This window comes from Fulvivirga sedimenti (assembly GCF_020328055.1).
In genome coordinates this window covers 764,148-782,539 of sequence record NZ_JAIXNE010000002.1, presented here as the reverse complement: position 1 = coordinate 782,539, position 18,392 = coordinate 764,148, and the positions used below count along the sequence as shown (strand labels likewise).

Annotated in this window: 17 protein-coding genes; 4 read left to right on the top strand and 13 right to left on the bottom strand. The window is 45.2% G+C overall.

Annotated elements, in window-relative coordinates; all coding sequences use genetic code 11:
• Positions 1–76 precede the first annotated feature (76 nt).
• The gene (locus LDX50_RS09805; protein WP_225698269.1) at positions 77–1,003 is read left to right on the top strand and encodes a bile acid:sodium symporter family protein; all 927 of its coding nucleotides are present in this window, start codon (positions 77–79) and stop codon (positions 1,001–1,003) included.
• Positions 976–2,160, top strand: a complete 1,185-nt coding sequence (locus LDX50_RS09800; protein WP_225698268.1) for a 1-acyl-sn-glycerol-3-phosphate acyltransferase — start codon at positions 976–978, stop codon at positions 2,158–2,160. Before LDX50_RS09805 ends, LDX50_RS09800 begins: the two co-directional genes overlap by 28 nt.
• Before the next feature lie 54 nt (positions 2,161–2,214).
• Here the strand turns inward: LDX50_RS09800 and LDX50_RS09795 are convergent, their stop codons facing one another.
• On the bottom strand, positions 2,215–2,961 hold the full coding sequence (locus LDX50_RS09795) for a hypothetical protein (RefSeq protein ID WP_225698267.1): 747 nt from the start codon (positions 2,959–2,961) through the stop codon (positions 2,215–2,217).
• Between the two features lie 136 nt (positions 2,962–3,097).
• On the opposite strand from LDX50_RS09795, the gene LDX50_RS09790 reads away from it, so the two are divergent.
• Positions 3,098–5,962 (top strand): M16 family metallopeptidase, encoded by a 2,865-nt coding sequence (locus LDX50_RS09790; protein ID WP_225698266.1) that lies wholly within the window; start codon positions 3,098–3,100, stop codon positions 5,960–5,962.
• Between the two features lie 3 nt (positions 5,963–5,965).
• Here LDX50_RS09790 and LDX50_RS09785 read toward each other — a convergent pair whose 3' ends face one another.
• Genes LDX50_RS09785 through LDX50_RS09770 form a run of 4 tightly spaced genes read right to left on the bottom strand, consistent with a single transcriptional unit; the run spans position 5,966 to position 9,214 of the window.
• Positions 5,966–6,415, bottom strand: coding sequence for a hypothetical protein (locus LDX50_RS09785; protein ID WP_225698265.1), 450 nt, complete (start codon positions 6,413–6,415; stop codon positions 5,966–5,968).
• On the bottom strand, positions 6,412–7,773 hold the full coding sequence (hutF, locus tag LDX50_RS09780) for a formimidoylglutamate deiminase (protein WP_225698264.1): 1,362 nt from the start codon (positions 7,771–7,773) through the stop codon (positions 6,412–6,414). Before hutF ends, LDX50_RS09785 begins: the two co-directional genes overlap by 4 nt.
• Positions 7,757–8,545: an N-formylglutamate amidohydrolase gene (locus tag LDX50_RS09775; RefSeq protein ID WP_225698263.1), complete on the bottom strand. Its 789-nt coding sequence runs from the start codon at positions 8,543–8,545 to the stop codon at positions 7,757–7,759. The genes hutF and LDX50_RS09775 overlap by 17 nt, the downstream gene beginning before the upstream one ends.
• Before the next feature lie 48 nt (positions 8,546–8,593).
• Entirely contained in the window at positions 8,594–9,214 is a 621-nt protein-coding gene (locus LDX50_RS09770) for a class I SAM-dependent methyltransferase (RefSeq protein WP_225698262.1), read from the bottom strand.
• Between the two features lie 160 nt (positions 9,215–9,374).
• Here LDX50_RS09770 and LDX50_RS09765 point away from each other — a divergent pair, with 160 nt between their 5' ends.
• On the top strand, positions 9,375–10,103 hold the full coding sequence (locus tag LDX50_RS09765; RefSeq protein WP_225698261.1) for an NYN domain-containing protein: 729 nt from the start codon (positions 9,375–9,377) through the stop codon (positions 10,101–10,103).
• Positions 10,104–10,110: 7 nt separating this feature from the next.
• Here LDX50_RS09765 and LDX50_RS09760 read toward each other — a convergent pair whose 3' ends face one another.
• The 8 genes from LDX50_RS09760 to LDX50_RS09725 form a co-directional block, all read right to left on the bottom strand.
• A complete protein-coding gene (locus LDX50_RS09760) occupies positions 10,111–10,617 on the bottom strand; it encodes a GNAT family N-acetyltransferase (protein ID WP_225698260.1) in 507 nt (168 codons plus the stop codon).
• Positions 10,618–10,653: 36 nt separating this feature from the next.
• A complete protein-coding gene (locus LDX50_RS09755) occupies positions 10,654–10,941 on the bottom strand; it encodes a TIGR03643 family protein (protein ID WP_225698259.1) in 288 nt (95 codons plus the stop codon).
• 35 nt (positions 10,942–10,976) lie between these two features.
• Positions 10,977–11,951 carry a substrate-binding periplasmic protein gene (locus LDX50_RS09750; protein ID WP_225698258.1) on the bottom strand — a complete coding sequence of 325 codons (975 nt, stop codon included), beginning with the start codon at positions 11,949–11,951 and terminating at the stop codon, positions 10,977–10,979.
• Positions 11,952–11,955: 4 nt separating this feature from the next.
• A complete protein-coding gene (locus tag LDX50_RS09745; protein ID WP_225698257.1) occupies positions 11,956–13,518 on the bottom strand; it encodes an amidase in 1,563 nt (520 codons plus the stop codon).
• A gap of 109 nt (positions 13,519–13,627) precedes the next feature.
• Positions 13,628–15,451 carry a DUF885 domain-containing protein gene (locus LDX50_RS09740; RefSeq protein WP_225698256.1) on the bottom strand — a complete coding sequence of 608 codons (1,824 nt, stop codon included), beginning with the start codon at positions 15,449–15,451 and terminating at the stop codon, positions 13,628–13,630.
• 145 nt (positions 15,452–15,596) lie between these two features.
• Positions 15,597–16,583: a hypothetical protein gene (locus LDX50_RS09735; protein WP_225698255.1), complete on the bottom strand. Its 987-nt coding sequence runs from the start codon at positions 16,581–16,583 to the stop codon at positions 15,597–15,599.
• Between the two features lie 122 nt (positions 16,584–16,705).
• Positions 16,706–17,512, bottom strand: a complete 807-nt coding sequence (locus LDX50_RS09730; protein ID WP_225698254.1) for a DUF4097 domain-containing protein — start codon at positions 17,510–17,512, stop codon at positions 16,706–16,708.
• Between the two features lie 33 nt (positions 17,513–17,545).
• Positions 17,546–18,388: a DUF4097 family beta strand repeat-containing protein gene (locus LDX50_RS09725; RefSeq protein WP_225698253.1), complete on the bottom strand. Its 843-nt coding sequence runs from the start codon at positions 18,386–18,388 to the stop codon at positions 17,546–17,548.
• Between the last annotated feature and the right edge of the window lie 4 nt (positions 18,389–18,392).

Sequence of the window (18,392 nt, the reverse complement as noted above, 5' to 3'; positions counted from 1 at the left end):
CAGGGTTCAACGGAGGAGTTAACGGTTATGATTTGAGATTACTGTTCTCATATAAAAATATTTGTATTTTGCAGCAATGAGTGAAAATCAGCCTTTGCCGCTTCAGGATGTTCATATCGACTTTTCCGATGATAATATGTGGTTAATGAACATCTGCCTGGCGATCATTATGTTCAGTGTGGCCTTATCTATCAATCTCAAAGATTTTCAGGAAATATTCAGAAATCCCAGGGGAGTCATATCCGGTCTCATTTCACAATACCTGCTTTTTCCCTTTATGACCTTCCTTTTGGTGCTGGTGATGCGGCCGGATATGGGACTGGCATTGGGAATGATTCTCATTGCGGCTTGTCCCGGAGGCAATATTTCCAATTTCTTTTCGCTTCAGAGTCGCGGTAATGTAGCACTGAGCGTAAGCTTAACGGTTATGGCTACGCTGCTTGCGCCGCTGATGACTCCTTTTAACTTCCATTTCTGGGCTCGAAAAGTGGAATATGTGAAGCCGTTATTGTCGACCATATCAATCAATTATTACGACCTGGCACTTACGGTGCTGCTTATCATGGTAATTCCCCTGATGCTGGGGATGTATCTCGCAAATCGTTTCCCTGACATTGCCCAAAAACTATTTAAACCGCTTCAGGTACTGAGTGTACTTATACTCCTGGCGTTCATTGCTGTTGCCTTTGTTGGTAATCTTGATGTTTTTGCGGATTACTGGGAATATTTTGTTTTCCTTGTATTTATCCACAATGGTCTGGCCTTGTTGATGGGATATGTTTTCGGTCGGTTGACCACCGGATCTCTTTCGGATGCGAAAACAATATCTATTGAAACGGGCATACAGAATGGCGGTTTAGGGTTGCTTATCGTGTTTACATTTTTTGGCGGGAAAGGTGGAATGGTTTTACTTGTTGCCTGGTGGGGTATTTGGGATATAATTTCAGGACTCATCATTGCACAAATTTATAAGCGATGGCAACTGGTAAGTATGAATACGTAAACATCGGGAATTATCTGTTTCTTACTTTCCTGAGAATCTGGGCAGGTGTTACGGCGATATTCTTTTTTCGAAGGTATAAGGTGGTGAAAGAAGCGCCCGTACCCAGGGATCATCCTGTAATATTTGCTGTAAATCATCAAAGTGCATTCCTTGATCCCGTACTTATAGGTATTTCCTGCGGCCGCAAGCCCTGGTATCTAACAAGGGCAGGGGTTTTCCAGGGTAAGTTCGTGAAGTTTTTGCTTCGAGCCATCCATATGTTGCCGGTTTACCGGCAGCGTGATAATGTAAATGTTAAGCATGCCAATGAAGATACATTTGATGAATGTGTAAAGATCCTCGGCGGAATGGGCTCAGTATTAATTTTTCCGGAGGGTAATCATGGGATGTTGAAATATCTTCGGACGCCCCTGAAAAAAGGGCTGGCGCGTATTGTTTTTGAGGCCGAATCGACTCATGATTTTCAACTGGGAGTACAGATTATTCCGGTGGGTATTAATTATGAACATCCTACAAAATTCAGGACGGATGTACTGATAAACTGTGGCAAGCCCTATAGTATCAAATCCTTTAAGTCGATATTCCAGCAAAGCAGGTCTGAGGCATTTAATCAATTTAACAGGGATCTGGAGGAAAGGATGTCGGAATTAATGTTGAACATAACTCCTGTTGAACGCTATGACCAGACAGAAAAGGAGTGGATGTTGCACCGAAGGAAAGAGAATAGTCTTTTACAGCGATTCAATTCCGATAAAAAAATTATTGCCGCCATTAGCGCAGGCGACAGTCTTTCGGATGAAGGGCAAGCCAAAACGGGATGGATCAAATGGATAATGCGGATCCTGGGTTTACCCATATTCATTGCCGGTTTTGTTTTGAATCTCCCGGTTTTTATTATTACCCGACTCATACTGAAAAAATCGGTACGGGATCCACATTTTTTGCAGTCGGTAAAATTCGTATGCGCCATGGCTGGTGTACCTTTGTTTTCGGCACTGGAGGCAGGAATTATTTATTCTTTTTTTGGCACCTTCTGGATTCCATTCTTCGCGATTCCATTGTTAGGGATAATCGCCTATGATTATTGGGATTTGTTGATTCGGGGTAACAGTTATGTTCCTACCCGCAGTCTTGGTGCAGTTTATTTGCCTGAATGATCCTCCACAGGAAATTGATCCTTATCCTTGGGTCACTATTAGTTCTTTTCAATTTCATCGTCGGTCGTATAATTTGTTTATGAAATCCTGAGTTTCATAAGGTGTGAGATAATAAGTGTTCATAAAATATTTTGCTTCCTGGTACAGTTCATTGGTACTGTCTGCATAACGGACAAACCGGGCATAATTGAGCAGTTGATATCCAAATCCACGGTAGATCACCAGGCGGTCTGTTGATGACTCATGAGATTTCCGATAGGAGGGGAACAAGGCATACTTAAGGCCCCAGCTCAAAAATTTCACGGTTGAAAGCTTCTCATAATATGCTGTATGCCCTATTTCATGAATCAGGATGGCTACCTGGGCATCAAAAGGCAGGTTCTTCAACAAAATAGGATCGAGAAATGAACCGCCACTGTCATTGAGCATTATTTTGTAAACGCGGTCTTCCTTCGCCCCCACAAGGGTTGGCAGATAAATGCTGGATTGCATGGGATAGCCTTCGCTGGATAGGATGAAATGGATCTCCGTATTCTTCAATTCCGGGAAGGCGCTGAGAGCGATCAGGCATTGAAGGGAATAGGCTTCAGGTATACTCTTTTTCCCACCCCAGATTTTGCTCAGGCTGTCAGCCTTTCCTTCAAAGACTTTTTGTAAATCCGGTTGGTAAATCTGTGTGCTTTCGTTCCAGTCAAGTTTCTGTTCGGCAGGTACCTGTATCAGCAGCAGTATCGCGACAGGTACCAGAATGATCGCTATCAATTTCAGTAAAATACGCAGGATGAATCGGAAGGTCTTCATTCTGAAAATGATAATAATTTGCTGCTAACAGGAATATACAAATTAAAAAGTTTATAGTTTATGCGTCTCCGGACCATTATAATTTTAAATCAAAATCCACACTGTGTATATTCGCTGTCTATTCAATTCTACCCCTATGATTCGATTCGTAAGAATTTCCATCTTCGCCTTAATGGCATCCATCATCATTTCAGGTTGTTCCAAGGAAACATCTGAGGATTCAGGTGAGAGCACTGGCTTGTCCATTGAATATGAAAAGATCACGCTGGACAACGGTCTTGAAGTAGTATTTCATCAGGATCATTCGGATCCTGTTGTGGCTGTGGCACTTACTTTTCATGTTGGGTCGGCACGGGAAAAGCCGGGAAAAACGGGATTTGCACATCTTTTTGAACACTTGTTTTTCCTTGAATCTGAAAATCTCGGGAAGGGTGGTCTGGATAAGATGAGCAGTCGGATCGGTGGCTCGGGAGCAAATGGTTCCACAAGCAGAGACCGGACGAATTACTTTCAAACCGTTCCAAAGGATGCATTGGAAAAGATGATCTGGGCAGAGGCTGATAAGGTCGGCTATTTCATCAATACGGTAACGGATGAGGTTCTGACAAAGGAAAAGCAAGTGGTGAAGAATGAAAAGAGACAGAGTAATGATAACAGGCCGTACGGGCACACCAATTACGTAATAACAAAAAATCTGTATCCCGAAGGACATCCCTACAGCTGGGAGGTGATTGGTACGCTGGAAGACCTCCAACAGTCTACATTGGCTGATGTCAAGGAGTTTCACAAGAAGTATTACGGTCCGAATAATGCCACGCTCGTTATTGCCGGAGATTTTAATCTTGAGGATGCAAAAGCACTGGTTCATAAGTACTTTGATGAGATTCCATCCGGCGAACCGGTTGAGTCTTTGCCCGTTATGCCTGTTGAATTGCCTGAAACGCGCAGACTCTATCATGAGGATAATTTTGCGCGACTGCCTGAACTGAACATGGTTTGGCCTGCGGTTGAGCTTTACCACCCGGATTCCTATGCCCTCAGTATTTTATCTGAACTTCTGACTACCGGAAAGGATGCACCGTTTTACAAAGTGCTGGTGGAGGAGAAGCAACTCACTTCAGATGTCTCGATGTATGACTATACATCGGAAATTGCAGGGGAGATGAGGCTGCAGGTTCGCGCGTATCCCGGTGTGGATCTGGATACAGTTGAGGCGGCTGTTTGGGAAGCATTGCGGCGGTTTGAAACGGAAGGGTTTAATGAGGCTGATCTGGACAGGATCAAGGCCGGAATTGAAACCAATTATTACAATGGTCTTTCGAGCGTATTAGGTAAGGCATTTCAATTGGCGCAGTATAATATTTTTGCCGGTGACCCCGGGTATATCAATGAAGATATAAAAAAGACGCTTGCTGTTACCGTTGAGGATGTGAAGCGGGTATATCAGAAGTATTTACGTGATAAGAATTATGTGGTCACCAGTTTTGTGCCGAAGGGAACGGCCGGCCTTGCCCTGGCAGAATCTACCCTGGCTGAAGTGATTGAAGAACAGATTGTCGAAAGCGGTGAAGGCGAGACGTTCGAGACGCCAGGTGAGAGTAGTTATGAACGTACGGCGTCATCATTCGACCGGACAGTCGAGCCTCCTTATGGTGAGAGTGCGGAAGTTGTTGTGCCTGATGTATGGCAAACAGAGCTCTCCAATGGCATGAAAATTCTGGGGATTCAGTCGGATGAACTTCCTTTAGTACAGTTTGTAATCGACATTAAGGGTGGTATGTTGCTTGAGGATCCTTCCCGTACAGGGGTTTCAAACATGTTAGCTGAGATGCTTACCAAGGGTACAGCAGGAAAGACTCCGCTTGAGCTTGAACAGGCGATTGATGCGTTGGGCGCCCGGATCAATATTTATGCCAGCGCTCAGCATATATCGGTTTCGGGAACAACATTATCACGGAATTATGCCGCCACCATGGAGCTGGTGGAGGAAATGTTAATGGAACCACGCTGGGATTCGACTGAGTTTGTACTTACAAAGCAGGAAATTTTAAGCCAGATTGAGCAGTCAAAGGGAAACCCGAATGCGCTTGCCGGGGAAGTTTTCCGGAAGCTGATCTATCGTGATAATATCCTTGCCAGCAATTCAGTTGGTACTATTCAGAGTGTGCAGGAGATATCAATGGATGACCTGAAAGATTATTATGAGCGCAATTTTACTCCCAACCTGGCAAACATGCATGTGGTGGGTTCACTGGGGCAAAATGAGATCGTAGCTCAGCTTGACGGGCTGCAGGAACGATGGGTTCCGAAGGATGTTGATTTTCCGGATGTACTGAATGCATCTCAGCCGGCATCCTCTAAAGTATATTTTTATGATGTTCCCGGTGCCAAGCAGTCGGTCTTGTATTTCGGGTACCTGGCCATGCCTGAGACGGATCCGGATTATTACCCTGCGACAGTTATGAATTATATTCTCGGAGGCGGGGGATTTGCCTCCCGGTTTACCCAGGAACTTCGTGAAGGTAAAGGTTATACGTACGGAATTGGCTCCGGTTTCGAGGGAGACGCGTTGCCCGGGCCCTTCAGAATTTTCAGTGGAGTTCGTACCAATGTAACGTATGAGTCTTCAGCTCTTGTAAAACAAATCCTTGAGGATTATCCGGAGACGTTTAGCGAAGAAGATCTTGAAAACACTAAAAGCTACTATTTGAAAAGTAATGCACGTGCATTTGAAACGGCGGGCGCAAAGCTGAATATGCTTCAGAAATTGAGCGAATACGGATGGGATGCATCGTACATAAAGGATCGTGAACAAGCGGTTAAGGATATATCGATTGAGGAAATCCGTGAGCTTGCCAAAAAGTATGCGAATCCAAACAACATGTATTATGTAGTCGTGGGTGATGCCGCGACTCAGATGGAAAAGCTTAAAGATCTGGGGTTCGGTGAGCCTGTGTTAATCAGGGATTTGGAAAGCATTCCGGTAGGTGAGATGCAATAGACTTTAGTCCCTGATTTTTCGGAAATAAACGTTCATTACCTGTACGGCATTGGTGTTGTTGAATATGGGAGATTGCAAGGTCAGTTTCCTTCGTGAAAACATGTCGATACGTAACGAAGTTTCCGGCAGCTCTTCTGTGATACTGTGTTTTAATTTCCGTTCGTAAAATACCAGCTCGTTATCGTTCACAAGCTTCCATTTGCTGTGATGAGTTCGTAATATGCCATCTTCCTTCCGGTACGAGAATTTCATCGTGTGATCTTCATAAAAATAAAGAGTATCGGTCAGCCACTTATCCACCCGATCCTTATGATGAGTAAAAAGTATCTCACTGCCTTCAAATTTCCAGGTGCCAACCAGCATGGAATCTCGGCTGCGATCTTTTGTTTGAACTGTGTTTTCTGATCCGATCAGGAAAAGGATCATGAGTGTCAATGCATGAATGGTCTTCATCTTTTACGCAGGTTCAGAAATGTTTGAACAGTTTTCGGAAAGGCATCATGACTTTCGCGGTGATATTTCCACTGACCGTTTACAATAGTGCCCAGGACATCGGAAACATCACCGGTGTAAATGAGGGTGCTGCACCATTGCTCCGGTGATGATCCTGCCAACAGAGGTGAGTCTGCATCTATCACAACGGCGTCGAAGGGCATACCTATATCGAAAAATTGATGGTCTGTTCTGCCCATTGCCAAACGCCCTGCGGATATGCTCATTTCAATAGCATTAAATCCGCTGTCAGCTTTATCTTCAAGGGTGAAGGTATTCCGGCGGTGACTGATCAGGCGCTGACCGTAATCGAGCATCCGCAATTCCTCAAAAGGGTTAAGACCGATATGACTGTCAGTCCCGATGCTCCATTTACCGCCAGCCATTTTGAAGTCGTGAAAACGGAATAATCCGTCGCCCAAATTCGCTTCTGTTGAGGGACAAAGAACGACATTTGCTCCGGAGGCAGCGATACCCCAAACCTCGGATTCCGTCAAATGAGTGGCGTGTACAAGATGTGTAGTATGATCCGGCTGGCAGGATTCAAGGAACCATTCTACCGGCCGTCTTCCGTAAAATGCCTCACATTCTGAAACCTCTTTCAATTGTTCAGCGATATGGATGTGAAAAGGTATTCCGTTTTGCCGAAGTTGGAAACATTCCCGGATGAGATCGCCATCAACTGCTCGAAGTGAATGGACACCCATGCCGAGTGTCGCACCCGCGTATTGTTTGATGACAGAACGGGATGCATCAAGAAGTTTCATGTAAGTATCCAGATCTCTGGAAATAAACCGCCGCTGATTCTTTTCAGCTGGTTTTCCGAAACCGCCACGCTGATAAAACATGGGAATAAGCGTGATCTTAATTCCAGCTTGTCCTGCGGCGGCGGCAAGACGTTCCCCCATTTCAGCTAAATTTGAATACGGTTCACCCGTCGGGTCATGGTGCAGGTAATGAAATTCTGCTACTGAGGTATATCCATGCCGCAGCATTTGTCGATACAGTAGAAGAGCTACTTCAAATAACGTATCAGGACTGATAGACAGTGCTATTTCGTACATGGTATTGCGCCAACTCCAGAAGTCGTCTGCCGATTTGTGATGCGGATGAACTTCAGCAAGTCCGGCCATCGCATACTGAAAGGCATGGGAATGCGCATTCTGGAACCCTGGCAGTGCCAATCCATTCACACCTTCGTTACTTTCCTTGTCTTCGTCCGTTGCAATCGACTTTATCAGTCCATTTTCATCAACTGTTATGGTGGCATTCTCCATCCAGCCATGGTTTGTTAAGAGCGCTTTAAATTGATACTTCATGGATCAGATTGGTAAATAAATTTTCAAGCACTTTTCGGATTTGTCCGGCACGTGCATGATCATAAAGCCTTTCGGAATCATCCAGGTAATTCAATTTAGCCATTTCAAGCTGAAGGGCATGAATATTTTTTTCAGGATCGCCATAGTTGCGCGTGATATATCCGCCTTTGAAAGGTTCATTATGTGCTACCTGGAACGGGGAATCTGTCAGGGCTTTCATGGCTGCGGTTATTACACTGTCGCTCGCAGATCTTCCCTCATCATCACCGAGGATCAAATCGGGAAATGGCTCAGGTCTGATTCCAGGTACATTCTTTCGGATGGAGTGAGCGTCGAACAGAATCACTTTCCCGAATTTTTTGACCTTTTCACTGATGAGTTCCGAGAGCTTATCATGGTAGGGCCGGAAATACTGATCAATCCTGATTTGAATTTCTTTTTCGCCGGGATTCAAATCGTACAATGCTGCTCCATTGAATGTAGTTAGCGGAACAAGTCCGGTGATCACACGGCCGTCGGAATACAGCGGCTTATTAGCCGGGTCCCGGTTCAGGTCGATCACCCATCGATTATAAACCGCTGAAATGAGGGTAGCACCCATATCCGGAACAAAATCATACAATTGATCTATGAACCAGTCGGTATCATCCGGGTTCCCGGCAAATTCCGCTTTAATGGAAATAGAATCGGGAAACCGGATGCCTGAATGCGGAGAACTTACGATGACGGGGACTTCTTTGGCGCGTGGTGCGGTAATCCTGAATACTTCCATTTGACGAAGGTATTGGATTTCATCCAAAGACGCTACCGTAATACTTGGCTATTCCACGGGTTTCTGTCCGATATAACGAATCACTGATGCTTTACCATTGTGATACTTACCTTCTTCCAGATCGATCAGTTTCTCTACCAGGGTAATGGTTTCGAGGCCCGCGAATAACTTGTGCATATCCTCAATGGAAAAAAGCATATCTACGTTTTTCGGACCGCCTGCATGAGGGTTTAATTTCTGGAATTTGATATGGTTCTTGCTGAAAGCTTCAAAGATTACAAATCCACCGGGTTTAAGCAGTGATATAAACTGGTTATGATAAGCAACCTTGATATATGTTTCGAAATGCGCATAGATCAGGCCGATCACATCAAATGATTCCGGTTCGAGCTTGAGCTGGTTCAGATTTCCTACCGTATAATTAATATCCACAAAGTTATCTGCTGCCAGTGCTTCCGCCTTGCGTTTTCCTTCTTCACTGATGTCAAATGCTACGACTTCCAGGCCTAAAGATGCCGCAAAAACGGCATTTCTGCCTTCGCCTTCTGCAGGTAAAAAAATCTTTCCGTGAGGGTTAAGTTCTTTTAGAGCGTGTGCAAAAAATTGGTTCGGTTTGGTTCCATAAGCGTATTCCGGTTCTCGGTATCGCTCATCCCAAAAATCTTTCATTTACTTGTGAATTTCTTTAGTTCAAATGTATCAAACCTTTTTGTTACTTCTCCAAGAATCAATCACATTTTGAATATATATGTATTGATTTTGGCGTATATATACAGAGAATGGCGACTATTTCATTATCAGGGGCTATTATTTGCGTATCTTTAGGTATATGAAAAAAGATAACAAGCTGGCAGTCCTCATCGACGGGGATAATGTGCCATCAAAATATATTAAGGAAATGATGGAGGAGATCACCAAATACGGGACACCCACCATCAAGCGGATTTACGGTGACTGGACCAAGCCTCATTTGGCAAAATGGAAAAATGTATTGCTTGAAACAGCGATTAACCCTATTCAGCAATATAGCTACACGACCGGGAAGAATGCCACGGATTCAGCCATGATCATTGACGCGATGGATATCCTCTATTCAGGAAGTGTCGACGGATTTTGCCTGGTTTCTTCCGACAGCGATTTTACAAAGCTGGCGACACGATTACGGGAGGCAGGAATGCAGGTATTCGGAATTGGGGAAAAGAAGACACCGGATCCTTTTATCGTTGCCTGTGATAAATTTATTTATCTTGAAATTCTCCACACCGATCAGGAGTCTGACGGATCCAAGGGAAAGACCATAAAATCAAATGTAGATAAGATCACGCCAAAAGTGATCCGTTTACTGAAACAAACAGTGGATGACGCTGCCGATGAGGATGGCTGGGCTTTCATGGGCGACGTGGGATCGCTGATTCTCAAGAAGCAACCGAATTTCGACTCGCGAAATTTTGGTTTCGACAAGCTTACCCCGCTTTTCAAATCAACCAACCAGTTTGAGATTGAGCAAAAAGATCAGAGTGGGGGAAGGTTTAAGCTGATTTATGTTAGAAACAAGTAATCTTTAATTATTCCCTGTAAAGGCGATATTCGTTCACTTCAAGGACTTTGCCTTCACCCATCTTGTAAGATCCATGAATCGTCGGGGTGAGCTTCTCGATCACCGCTATGCTTGGTTTGTTGTGGATATCAACCGGATATCGAATATAATCTATATCCAATGTCTTCACGGCCCATTTCATGCAATATTCAGTAACACTGCTGCCAAAACCCCTGCCTTGAGCCTCCTTCTTGATCCAAAGTCCGAAATGTGGTTTACGCGACGGGATATTGTGGATGCCGCAACACCCGATGAATTCCTGCTGATGCAGAATCACCCATACGATATCCGTTCCTTTTTTTAACTGGGATACCGAAAGATCAATGAATGCTTCCGTATCGGTAATAGCCTCCGGAGGTTTTTCTACCAGAAGATATCGGACGATGTCGCTGGAGAAATGGGTAAAGATCTCTTTTGAAAAGCTCCTGCTAATAGGCTGGAGCTTCAGATGATCATTGATTGACAGCGAGTCCATATACTAAAAATAACATGAGTTGCGCAAAATTCCGCATCAACGTTTACTGATCCTGTTGCCTGTGATGATACGTTGGGCATTGGATTTAAAGCGATCTGTTTCTGAGTTTCGCTTTGCCTGGTGTTTGGTTGCCCGGTTTTGAACCCGCTCGCGCCATTTTTTCCAGTTTTTCAGCGTCATTTCGCGCTTCATTATCTGAATGACTTCCTTTTCATTCACGCCGAACTGGTTTTCAATGGCATCGAAAGGGGTACGGTCTTCCCATGCCATTTCAATGATCCTGTCTATTTCCAGTGCCGACAAATCCTTGCTTTTTCCTTCCATATTAGGTTAACAAGATTAAAGGGAAGACGTTCTGGCTATTTGATTTTAAAGTTCAGAATGTTGACCGGCTGAACGTCGAGTGGGTTTGAAGGCGGCGTTTTATATTGGGAAGGAATGTCATTCCAGGAATCATAATACTTTCCATCAATATAAAACCCGCTTGTAAGCGTGTTGGTAGGTTGTTCGGAATTAAACCAAACGCTATAGCTGCCTGAGGGGACCTGTGTGCCTGCCGCGGAACCTTTCAGGAGCAATTCTACATTTCCATCTCCATCAACATCTGCCTTTATCCAGTTGAGCTGCAGGATTTCATTGTAACTGCCGTCTCCAATCATTTTCAAGATAGCCTCATTGAATTTTACAATGATATTTGCAGCGTCCGGATGATCCTTTCGAATGGCGAAATGAAGGGACTTTGTCAGAAGACTATTTGTGCCGATTTCCAGGTATCGCGCCGCTTCTTCTGACTGATATCGCAAAACATACTGTATGAGCAGGGCGTCTACGAGCATAAAATCTATTTCATTCTCCAGGAGTTTTTCCAGGTTTTCCTGGTCGCTCGTGCCGGCAATGAAGCTGGCTGCCGTCTCACCTTTCAGGTCATCGCCATACGCATAATTTGAAACTATGCCTACTTTTTTTCCGTTCAGATCGTTCAGGGTGGCTGCCGAAACATCAGATCCTTTCCTGCCAACCAGGATCAATTGATTTTGTAAATAAGGCTGTGAGAAAAGCAGGAAGGATTCTCTTTCAGGAGTTTTCCACAGGGCGGCACTGCCATCGAGCTTTCCGGCCTCAAGGTCATCAAGAACTTTTTCAAAATCCTGAATGACGATTTCAGGCTTGACAAATGACCGTTCCAGCGCGGATGATACAACATCCAGCGCAAAGGCCATTTCGGGCTTTTCATTGGTGAATGGCGGCCAGATATCCGAGCCAAGCTTAAGTGTTGTGATCTGGCCAAAAGCAGAAGAGGCGATCAAAAGGAATAAAACGGTGATTAGTTTCATTTTTCTAAAGTTTTGGGGGTTTACGGTGAAGCGTTGCCTGTTCATAGGCATAGGTCATTTGGATCAGAACGGGCTCACTGTACATTCTTCCCAGGAACTGGATTCCGGCGGGCAGACCGGCAGAGGTAAATCCCATGGGGACCGTGAAAGCCGGCTGTCCGGTATGTGGAGAAATGATCTGACTGTTATCTCCGCGATAGCCTTCCTGGAAATCATTGATCAGTGCAGCGGGGTTATTCCAGGATGGATACACGATCACATCCAGCTGGAGACTGTCCATTACGCCTTCAATGGCGTTTCTGAAAGCAATACGAAGGCTGTCAGAATAAGCATCACCGCAGGGCGCGTCAATTGCATCGCTGTACCTCCCAACGAAATCGAGGGAATTTTGAAGCCGCTGAAGGGCGAATTCACTATTCGTGCCGATCCTGATAATGTCTTCTATGGTTTGAACAGAATCTGATTTCACGTATGTGGCAAGAAATTCCTCGACATCCTGCTGGAAGACGGAGCACCACTGATTCTGGCGAAGGGCATTGAAATCCGGAATATTGAGAGGATCGATGATGGTCGCTCCCTGTCCGGCCAGGTCTGAAACAGCCTGATTGAACAGGGCACTGATTTCCGGATCAGGATCATTATCACTGAGGATGCGCAAGACACCAATGCGTTTGTTCTTTAGTCCATCTTTATCCAGGTAGCGCAGATAATCAGTTTGGGTTCTGCCTTCACTATATTTTGTAATGGGGTCGGCGGGGTCGTAGCCGGTCATTACCTGCATCACCCGTGTTGCATCTTCAACGGTACGGCACATGGGACCGACAACATCATTACGAAGATAGAGTGGTATGATCCCGGACCGGCTGGTCAGTCCAAGGGTTGTACGGAAACCAACAAGCGAGCAATGGGAGGAGGGGCCCCGGATGGAATTTCCTGTGTCCGTTCCGAGTCCGACAGTTCCCATATTCGCTGCAATGGCTGCTGCGGTTCCACCACTTGAGCCGGCTGGTACGTGGGCAGTGTCGTATGGATTATGGGTGGTTCCGAACGTCGTGCTTTCCGAATGCCTGGGGGAGAAGGCCCACTCCGCCATATTCGATTTTGCCAGAACGATGGCCCCGGCGTCCTTCAGTTTTTGTATTATCGGGGCATCTTCCGAGGGAGCGAAATTCTCCAGTGCACGGGATCCGCCGGTCGTTAAAATCCCGGCAGTGTTGATGTTGTCTTTAACGATTACAGGAATCCCGTGAAGGGGCCTGAGCTTTCCGGTCTGCCTGAATTCCTTGTCAAGATTTCGGGCTTCCTCCACGGCCGCAGGATTCAAAACGGTGATGGCATTAAGCCTGGGTTCGAGCATTTCGATCTGTTCCAGGTACGCGTTTACAAGGTCTTCGCTTGTATAGTTACCTGCCTGAAACGCACGGTGTATTTCAGCAATTGTAAGCTCTTCCAGCTGTATTTTTTCTTGTGGTTTTTCACAGGATGTCAGGGCGAAAAACAGGCAGAGACAGATGGTGACAGGAAGATAATGAAGAAGATCAGACCTGTTTGCTGTGATATGTGGCATGTGTCTTTTAATTAAAGTAATGAGTTAGTTAAAGTTAATTAATCATTTGATTAATAATAAAATATAATTTAAAACGAATGTAAATTTAGACTAATCTAAAAATTATAATTTACGGGTTTACCTGTTTCGCATCAATCCATCCGTCTATTTTTTGTTCGAGCAGCACCAGTGGCAAACTTCCTGTTCCGAGGACCTGGTCATGGAATGCGCGGATGTCAAATGCATCGCCCAGTTCCACCTCGGCGCGGTTGCGAAGCTCGATGATTTTGAGCTGGCCGATCTTATACGACAGTGCTTGTCCTGGTGCAACCATGTACCGTTCAATCTCTGCAGTGATGGACGTTTCACTTTCGGCTTCATGATCGAGCGAGTACTGAATTGCTTCCTCGCGGGTCCATCCTTTTGCGTGCATTCCCACATCAACGACCAGTCGGATCGCGCGGTGCATTTCTGCGCTGAGCATTCCAAAATATTGGTACGGATCTTCATACAGTCCGAGTTCCTTACCGAGTGATTCTGCATAGAGTGCCCAGCCTTCCACGTACACTCCAAGGCCTTCGGTGTGCATGAATTTTGGAAGGTCCTGATTCTCCTGCTGAAGGGACAGCTGGTAATGATGCCCCGGAATTGCTTCGTGAAGAAAGAGGCTTTCGTCGCCGACAATATTATAGGAAGTCGCATCGGGTACGGGTACATAGAATATGCCCGGCCGGCTGCCATCTATGCTCCCCGGGAAATATTCTGCAGAGGCAGATGCTTCACGGAAGGCTTCCGTGCGACGGATCTCAAAAGCAGATTTTGGCTTCTGATTAAACAAAATGTTCAGTTGAGGTTGCATTCGGTCATGGATCTGTCGGAAATTAGCCAGTACCTCTTCTGCTGAAGAAAAAGGCATGAGTTCGGGCTTTGATCTCAGGTGATCAAAAAACCCGGACAGGGTTCCCTGAAATCCCAGCTGTGTCTTTACCTTTTCCATTTCTGCGGAGATGCGTTCCACCTCTGATTTTCCAAGTTCAAAGATTTCATCCGGTGTCATATTCGTCGTGGTGTGGTATTTCACCAGGTACCGGTATGTTTCGCTGCCACCGGGAAGTGCTCCTATGCCCGCTGTTTCAACCGCTTGCGGCAAATATTCATCTCTCAGGAAATTCTTCAGATCGGTGTAGGCGGGGATTAATTTTTTTTCGATGAATTCGGCATATTTCGCGGGCAGTACCTCATGTTCAATAGGAGGAAGGTCATTTGAGAGGTTGGCTACGGGTTGGTAGAATGTATGTTCTTTGACCGGCGTATCAATAAAGGCATCCAGCTGCAGGATCATTTTTTCAACAATCACCCGGGGAAGAGTAAATTTTGCCGATATACCTTCTTTCATTTTCGCTTTGGCTGTATCCAGCCATTGTAAATAATCTTCCAGGCGGCTGAGCCAGTCGTAATAGTCTTCAGTGGTTTTAAATGGTTGGGCACCGGTTCCATTAGCCAGCTGTGAGACATAGAGGTGAAAGCTGAATATCTGATTGATGGGTGCTACGTCGATTGCAGGGAGTCCGAATAATGGGGTGGTAACCACGCCGTAGATATTTTCAAGCCCTTCCTTTTTTACATCACATTCCCACAGAAGAACATCCCGATACAGCTTCTGCGATTCTGACAATACATCTTCCGGGTAGGCGCGGGTCTTCTCTGCATAGGATGTATAGAAGTCAAGCAGGCGTTGCTGATAGCTATCTGATATAAATATTGGAATCGTATCATTATAGCGGTTGTCGCCTGCAGCCGTTGCTTCAAACGGATTAAAACGGATGCGTTCCTCATAAAAATCCTCAAAAATCTCCTCAATGGGTATTTCGGGACTTGTATTTTCTTTCTGTTCTGATGGCTGGGAACAGGCCGTGAGCATAACAAGTAGTAATATCCGGGAATATGTTCTCATGGTGGTTTTTATTTCTCATTTAATATAGCACATATTCCTTCAAAGGGAATGCATAACTCTAAAAAGCAATGAAGCCTGTCCGTGAGATTTTGTATGTACAAAATCTCACGGACAGGCTGTCTTGTCTTCAATAAAACCTAATTATCTACATTGCACCCCCAACAGTAAAGACCTGAAACATTCCCCTGGATGCGGGGTCCGGAATTTCAGCAACCCAGGCGTAGGTTCCGGGTTCCAGGTTTACGTGGATATAGCCTACTCCCCCTGCAGCCATATCGTTTACACCACCAACAAAAGTGGCGGGCGATGGTGTCTGTAATCCATCGGGCGTGGTCCAGTTCATCCACGCCGCAACCGCGGCCTGATCTGCATCTTCATCAAGTTTGACGATGTGTACATCATGGCCGACAAAATTTTCATAAACGGCCTGGTCGGTAAACGTTACCTTCACGATATTGAGCCCCTCCGCGGGAGATCCGTTTACGGTGATCCCTTCAGTAGAAGAAACGGAAACCTCCATTGTTGGTACTGGTTCTGCCAGTCCGCTATTTTCAGCGGTAACTGTTAGCCCAAGAACCATTCCCATTTGATCGGGATCGGGATTGTAACTATGAAAAATGCCGTCAGTTTTTACATAACACTCCAGCATATAATTTCCAGGTTCCAGGAAAACAGTGGTTTCAGCTGCGTACTGAGGAGCTACCAGTCCCGGTCCGCCAAGATATTCAATGCCGCCGAACCATGCCGGGAGTTCCATTCCGGCATCCGGTGCACTCAAAGGCTTTCCATTGTAGTTATCCATAAAATTCTGGAATACAGGTGCCACGAGCTGCTGCTGATCCGCCACGCTAATGGAGTCCGGAATTCTTTCTACAAGGGCAAAGTGCGTCATGGCCGACAAATTATTCAATCGAATGGTGGTCCAGCCCGAAGGTATGGTAGTCGGACCGTCGAATTTCATCCCGGTTACGGTATACTCAATATAGGTCGGCTCCGGAGCGAGTGCTTCCACAATGTCTTCATCCGAATCGTTTTCGGTCTTGTTGGTATTGCACCCATAAAAAAATCCTGCACAAATTAACAGGATCGGTATCAATGTGCTTGTTTTAATTGTTAGTGCATTGAATGTCATAGTGTTGATGTTGGTTAATCCATCATAATATACTTATGATTCAATGCATTTGCAATAGAAAATATTAGCCGGAGCGGGGACAAAAAACAATAAAGGCGAATCAATGATCCGCCTCTTATTGGTTACTTTTTCCTCAGGTAAATATTCCCATTATAATTCTTAAGCATAAATTCCGGTCCGCCCCCATTGATTTTCCCTCGTACCCATTCATCCATATAAATCTTATAAGTACCGGATTTTGTGTCTTTTTTCGTTTCAGGTTCTGATTTTTCAAGTGTGAAATCGAATCCGGACAAGATATCACCACGAGCGGTTTTCATTTTCATCGAACCTCGGAAATTGGCTGGAAGAGTGAGATCGATGTCCCCATTGTAAGTGGAAAATGCCATGGGTGTATCGGGTTTGATCTCATCGAACGTCACGCGAATTGCGCCATTGTATGTATCTGCGATCAAAGAACCGGAAATGTTTTCAGCAGTGATGCGTCCATTCTGGGAATCGGCAACAACTTCTCCCTTGATGTTTGATACAAACAAATCCCCGTCGTTATACGATTCTACATGCAGATCTACCCGGTAGGGAACCTCTATCTTCACATTTACACCTTTATTCCAGGAGTCTGATTCAATTTCGACTGTATTATCCTTTTCACTGATTTCAAGATTAAGTGACGCACTGGCAATCCGCTTCAGACCATCAGATGACGTTCCGTTCTCATTCATTTTGGAATCAGTGGGTTCATAATAGATCTTGACATCCTGGCGATCTGAACCAACAACTTCGATGGATCCGCGTCTGAGGTCGACAATCACCTTCTTTGGTTTTGCCGGGTCACTAAAGGGTACCACAAGTTCCCCTGAATCCTGGGAGAACCCTGAGTATCCGCCCGAGATAACAAGGATCGTAAGTATGATAATGAGCTTTTTCATGCTGAAATATTTTAGTGTTTAAAATTGACCTGTTTAATTTTCACGGATATAGGCGTTTCCATTGAATGTTTCAATGTCGAGCAGCCCGCCTCCCTCACGTATTGTGATCATCGTATTTAATTCTGCCCTGAATGATGTTCCTTTTCCCTTTTCTTCCTTTTTTGTGATCATCGGTTCTTGCCGAACATCAGGTACGTTGGTATAAATGTCTCCGTTAAAGCTCTTGAAAGTAGCCCGTGTGCTGAAACCTTTGGGCAGGTTCATGTTGATATCTCCGTTCAGGGTGTAGTATGAGCCCGACTGTGGTGTTTTTAAAAAAGCGATATCCACATCTCCATTGATCGTTCGCGCCTTAATCACGTTCGCGGCATCATCCACACGGATTGAACCATTCACATTGTGAAGGCTCATCATTCCGGATACTCCGCTCACTGAAATGTCGCCATTGTTGACCGTTGACAGATGAAGATCCTGGTTCGCAGGAACACGCAGTTCCATATCTAATTTGAACCGGAATTTATCGTTGCAATCTTCAGTGTACCAGGACCGTTTATTTATCGCTGCGGTGGTGTTTTTCCATTTTTCAGAACCGCAAATTCCATCGATGTATACCAAGACAGTATCATTCACAGATTTAGTTTGTAACACCACGGTAGATTTTGCTCTCTCAAGTATTTCGGTGTCGGGTGCGTTGAGTTCCCGCTGGTATGAAACCATAATATCTGACCGGTTCTCTGCGATCACCGTGATGGATCCGTTTATGTTGGGCAGGTAAAGTACTTTTTCTGTAGGTATGTTCAGCTGCTTGTCATCGGTGAATTGCGCATGCGCACTCGTGGCAAGCAGCATCAACAGGAGGGGTAGAATGTTTTTCATGAGT

Excerpts from the sequence above, each read along its gene's own strand:
- LDX50_RS09805 (WP_225698269.1), top strand. The coding sequence starts at position 77 with ATGAGTGAAAATCAGCCTTTGCCGCTTCAGGATGTTCATATCGACTTT.
- LDX50_RS09800 (WP_225698268.1), top strand. The coding sequence starts at position 976 with ATGGCAACTGGTAAGTATGAATACGTAAACATCGGGAATTATCTGTTT.
- LDX50_RS09795 (WP_225698267.1), bottom strand. The coding sequence starts at position 2,961 with ATGAAGACCTTCCGATTCATCCTGCGTATTTTACTGAAATTGATAGCG.
- LDX50_RS09790 (WP_225698266.1), top strand. The coding sequence starts at position 3,098 with ATGATTCGATTCGTAAGAATTTCCATCTTCGCCTTAATGGCATCCATC.
- LDX50_RS09785 (WP_225698265.1), bottom strand. The coding sequence starts at position 6,415 with ATGAAGACCATTCATGCATTGACACTCATGATCCTTTTCCTGATCGGA.
- hutF (WP_225698264.1), bottom strand. The coding sequence starts at position 7,773 with ATGAAGTATCAATTTAAAGCGCTCTTAACAAACCATGGCTGGATGGAG.
- LDX50_RS09775 (WP_225698263.1), bottom strand. The coding sequence starts at position 8,545 with ATGGAAGTATTCAGGATTACCGCACCACGCGCCAAAGAAGTCCCCGTC.
- LDX50_RS09770 (WP_225698262.1), bottom strand. The coding sequence starts at position 9,214 with ATGAAAGATTTTTGGGATGAGCGATACCGAGAACCGGAATACGCTTAT.
- LDX50_RS09765 (WP_225698261.1), top strand. The coding sequence starts at position 9,375 with ATGAAAAAAGATAACAAGCTGGCAGTCCTCATCGACGGGGATAATGTG.
- LDX50_RS09760 (WP_225698260.1), bottom strand. The coding sequence starts at position 10,617 with ATGGACTCGCTGTCAATCAATGATCATCTGAAGCTCCAGCCTATTAGC.
- LDX50_RS09755 (WP_225698259.1), bottom strand. The coding sequence starts at position 10,941 with ATGGAAGGAAAAAGCAAGGATTTGTCGGCACTGGAAATAGACAGGATC.
- LDX50_RS09750 (WP_225698258.1), bottom strand. The coding sequence starts at position 11,951 with ATGAAACTAATCACCGTTTTATTCCTTTTGATCGCCTCTTCTGCTTTT.
- LDX50_RS09745 (WP_225698257.1), bottom strand. The coding sequence starts at position 13,518 with ATGCCACATATCACAGCAAACAGGTCTGATCTTCTTCATTATCTTCCT.
- LDX50_RS09740 (WP_225698256.1), bottom strand. The coding sequence starts at position 15,451 with ATGAGAACATATTCCCGGATATTACTACTTGTTATGCTCACGGCCTGT.
- LDX50_RS09735 (WP_225698255.1), bottom strand. The coding sequence starts at position 16,583 with ATGACATTCAATGCACTAACAATTAAAACAAGCACATTGATACCGATC.
- LDX50_RS09730 (WP_225698254.1), bottom strand. The coding sequence starts at position 17,512 with ATGAAAAAGCTCATTATCATACTTACGATCCTTGTTATCTCGGGCGGA.
- LDX50_RS09725 (WP_225698253.1), bottom strand. The coding sequence starts at position 18,388 with ATGAAAAACATTCTACCCCTCCTGTTGATGCTGCTTGCCACGAGTGCG.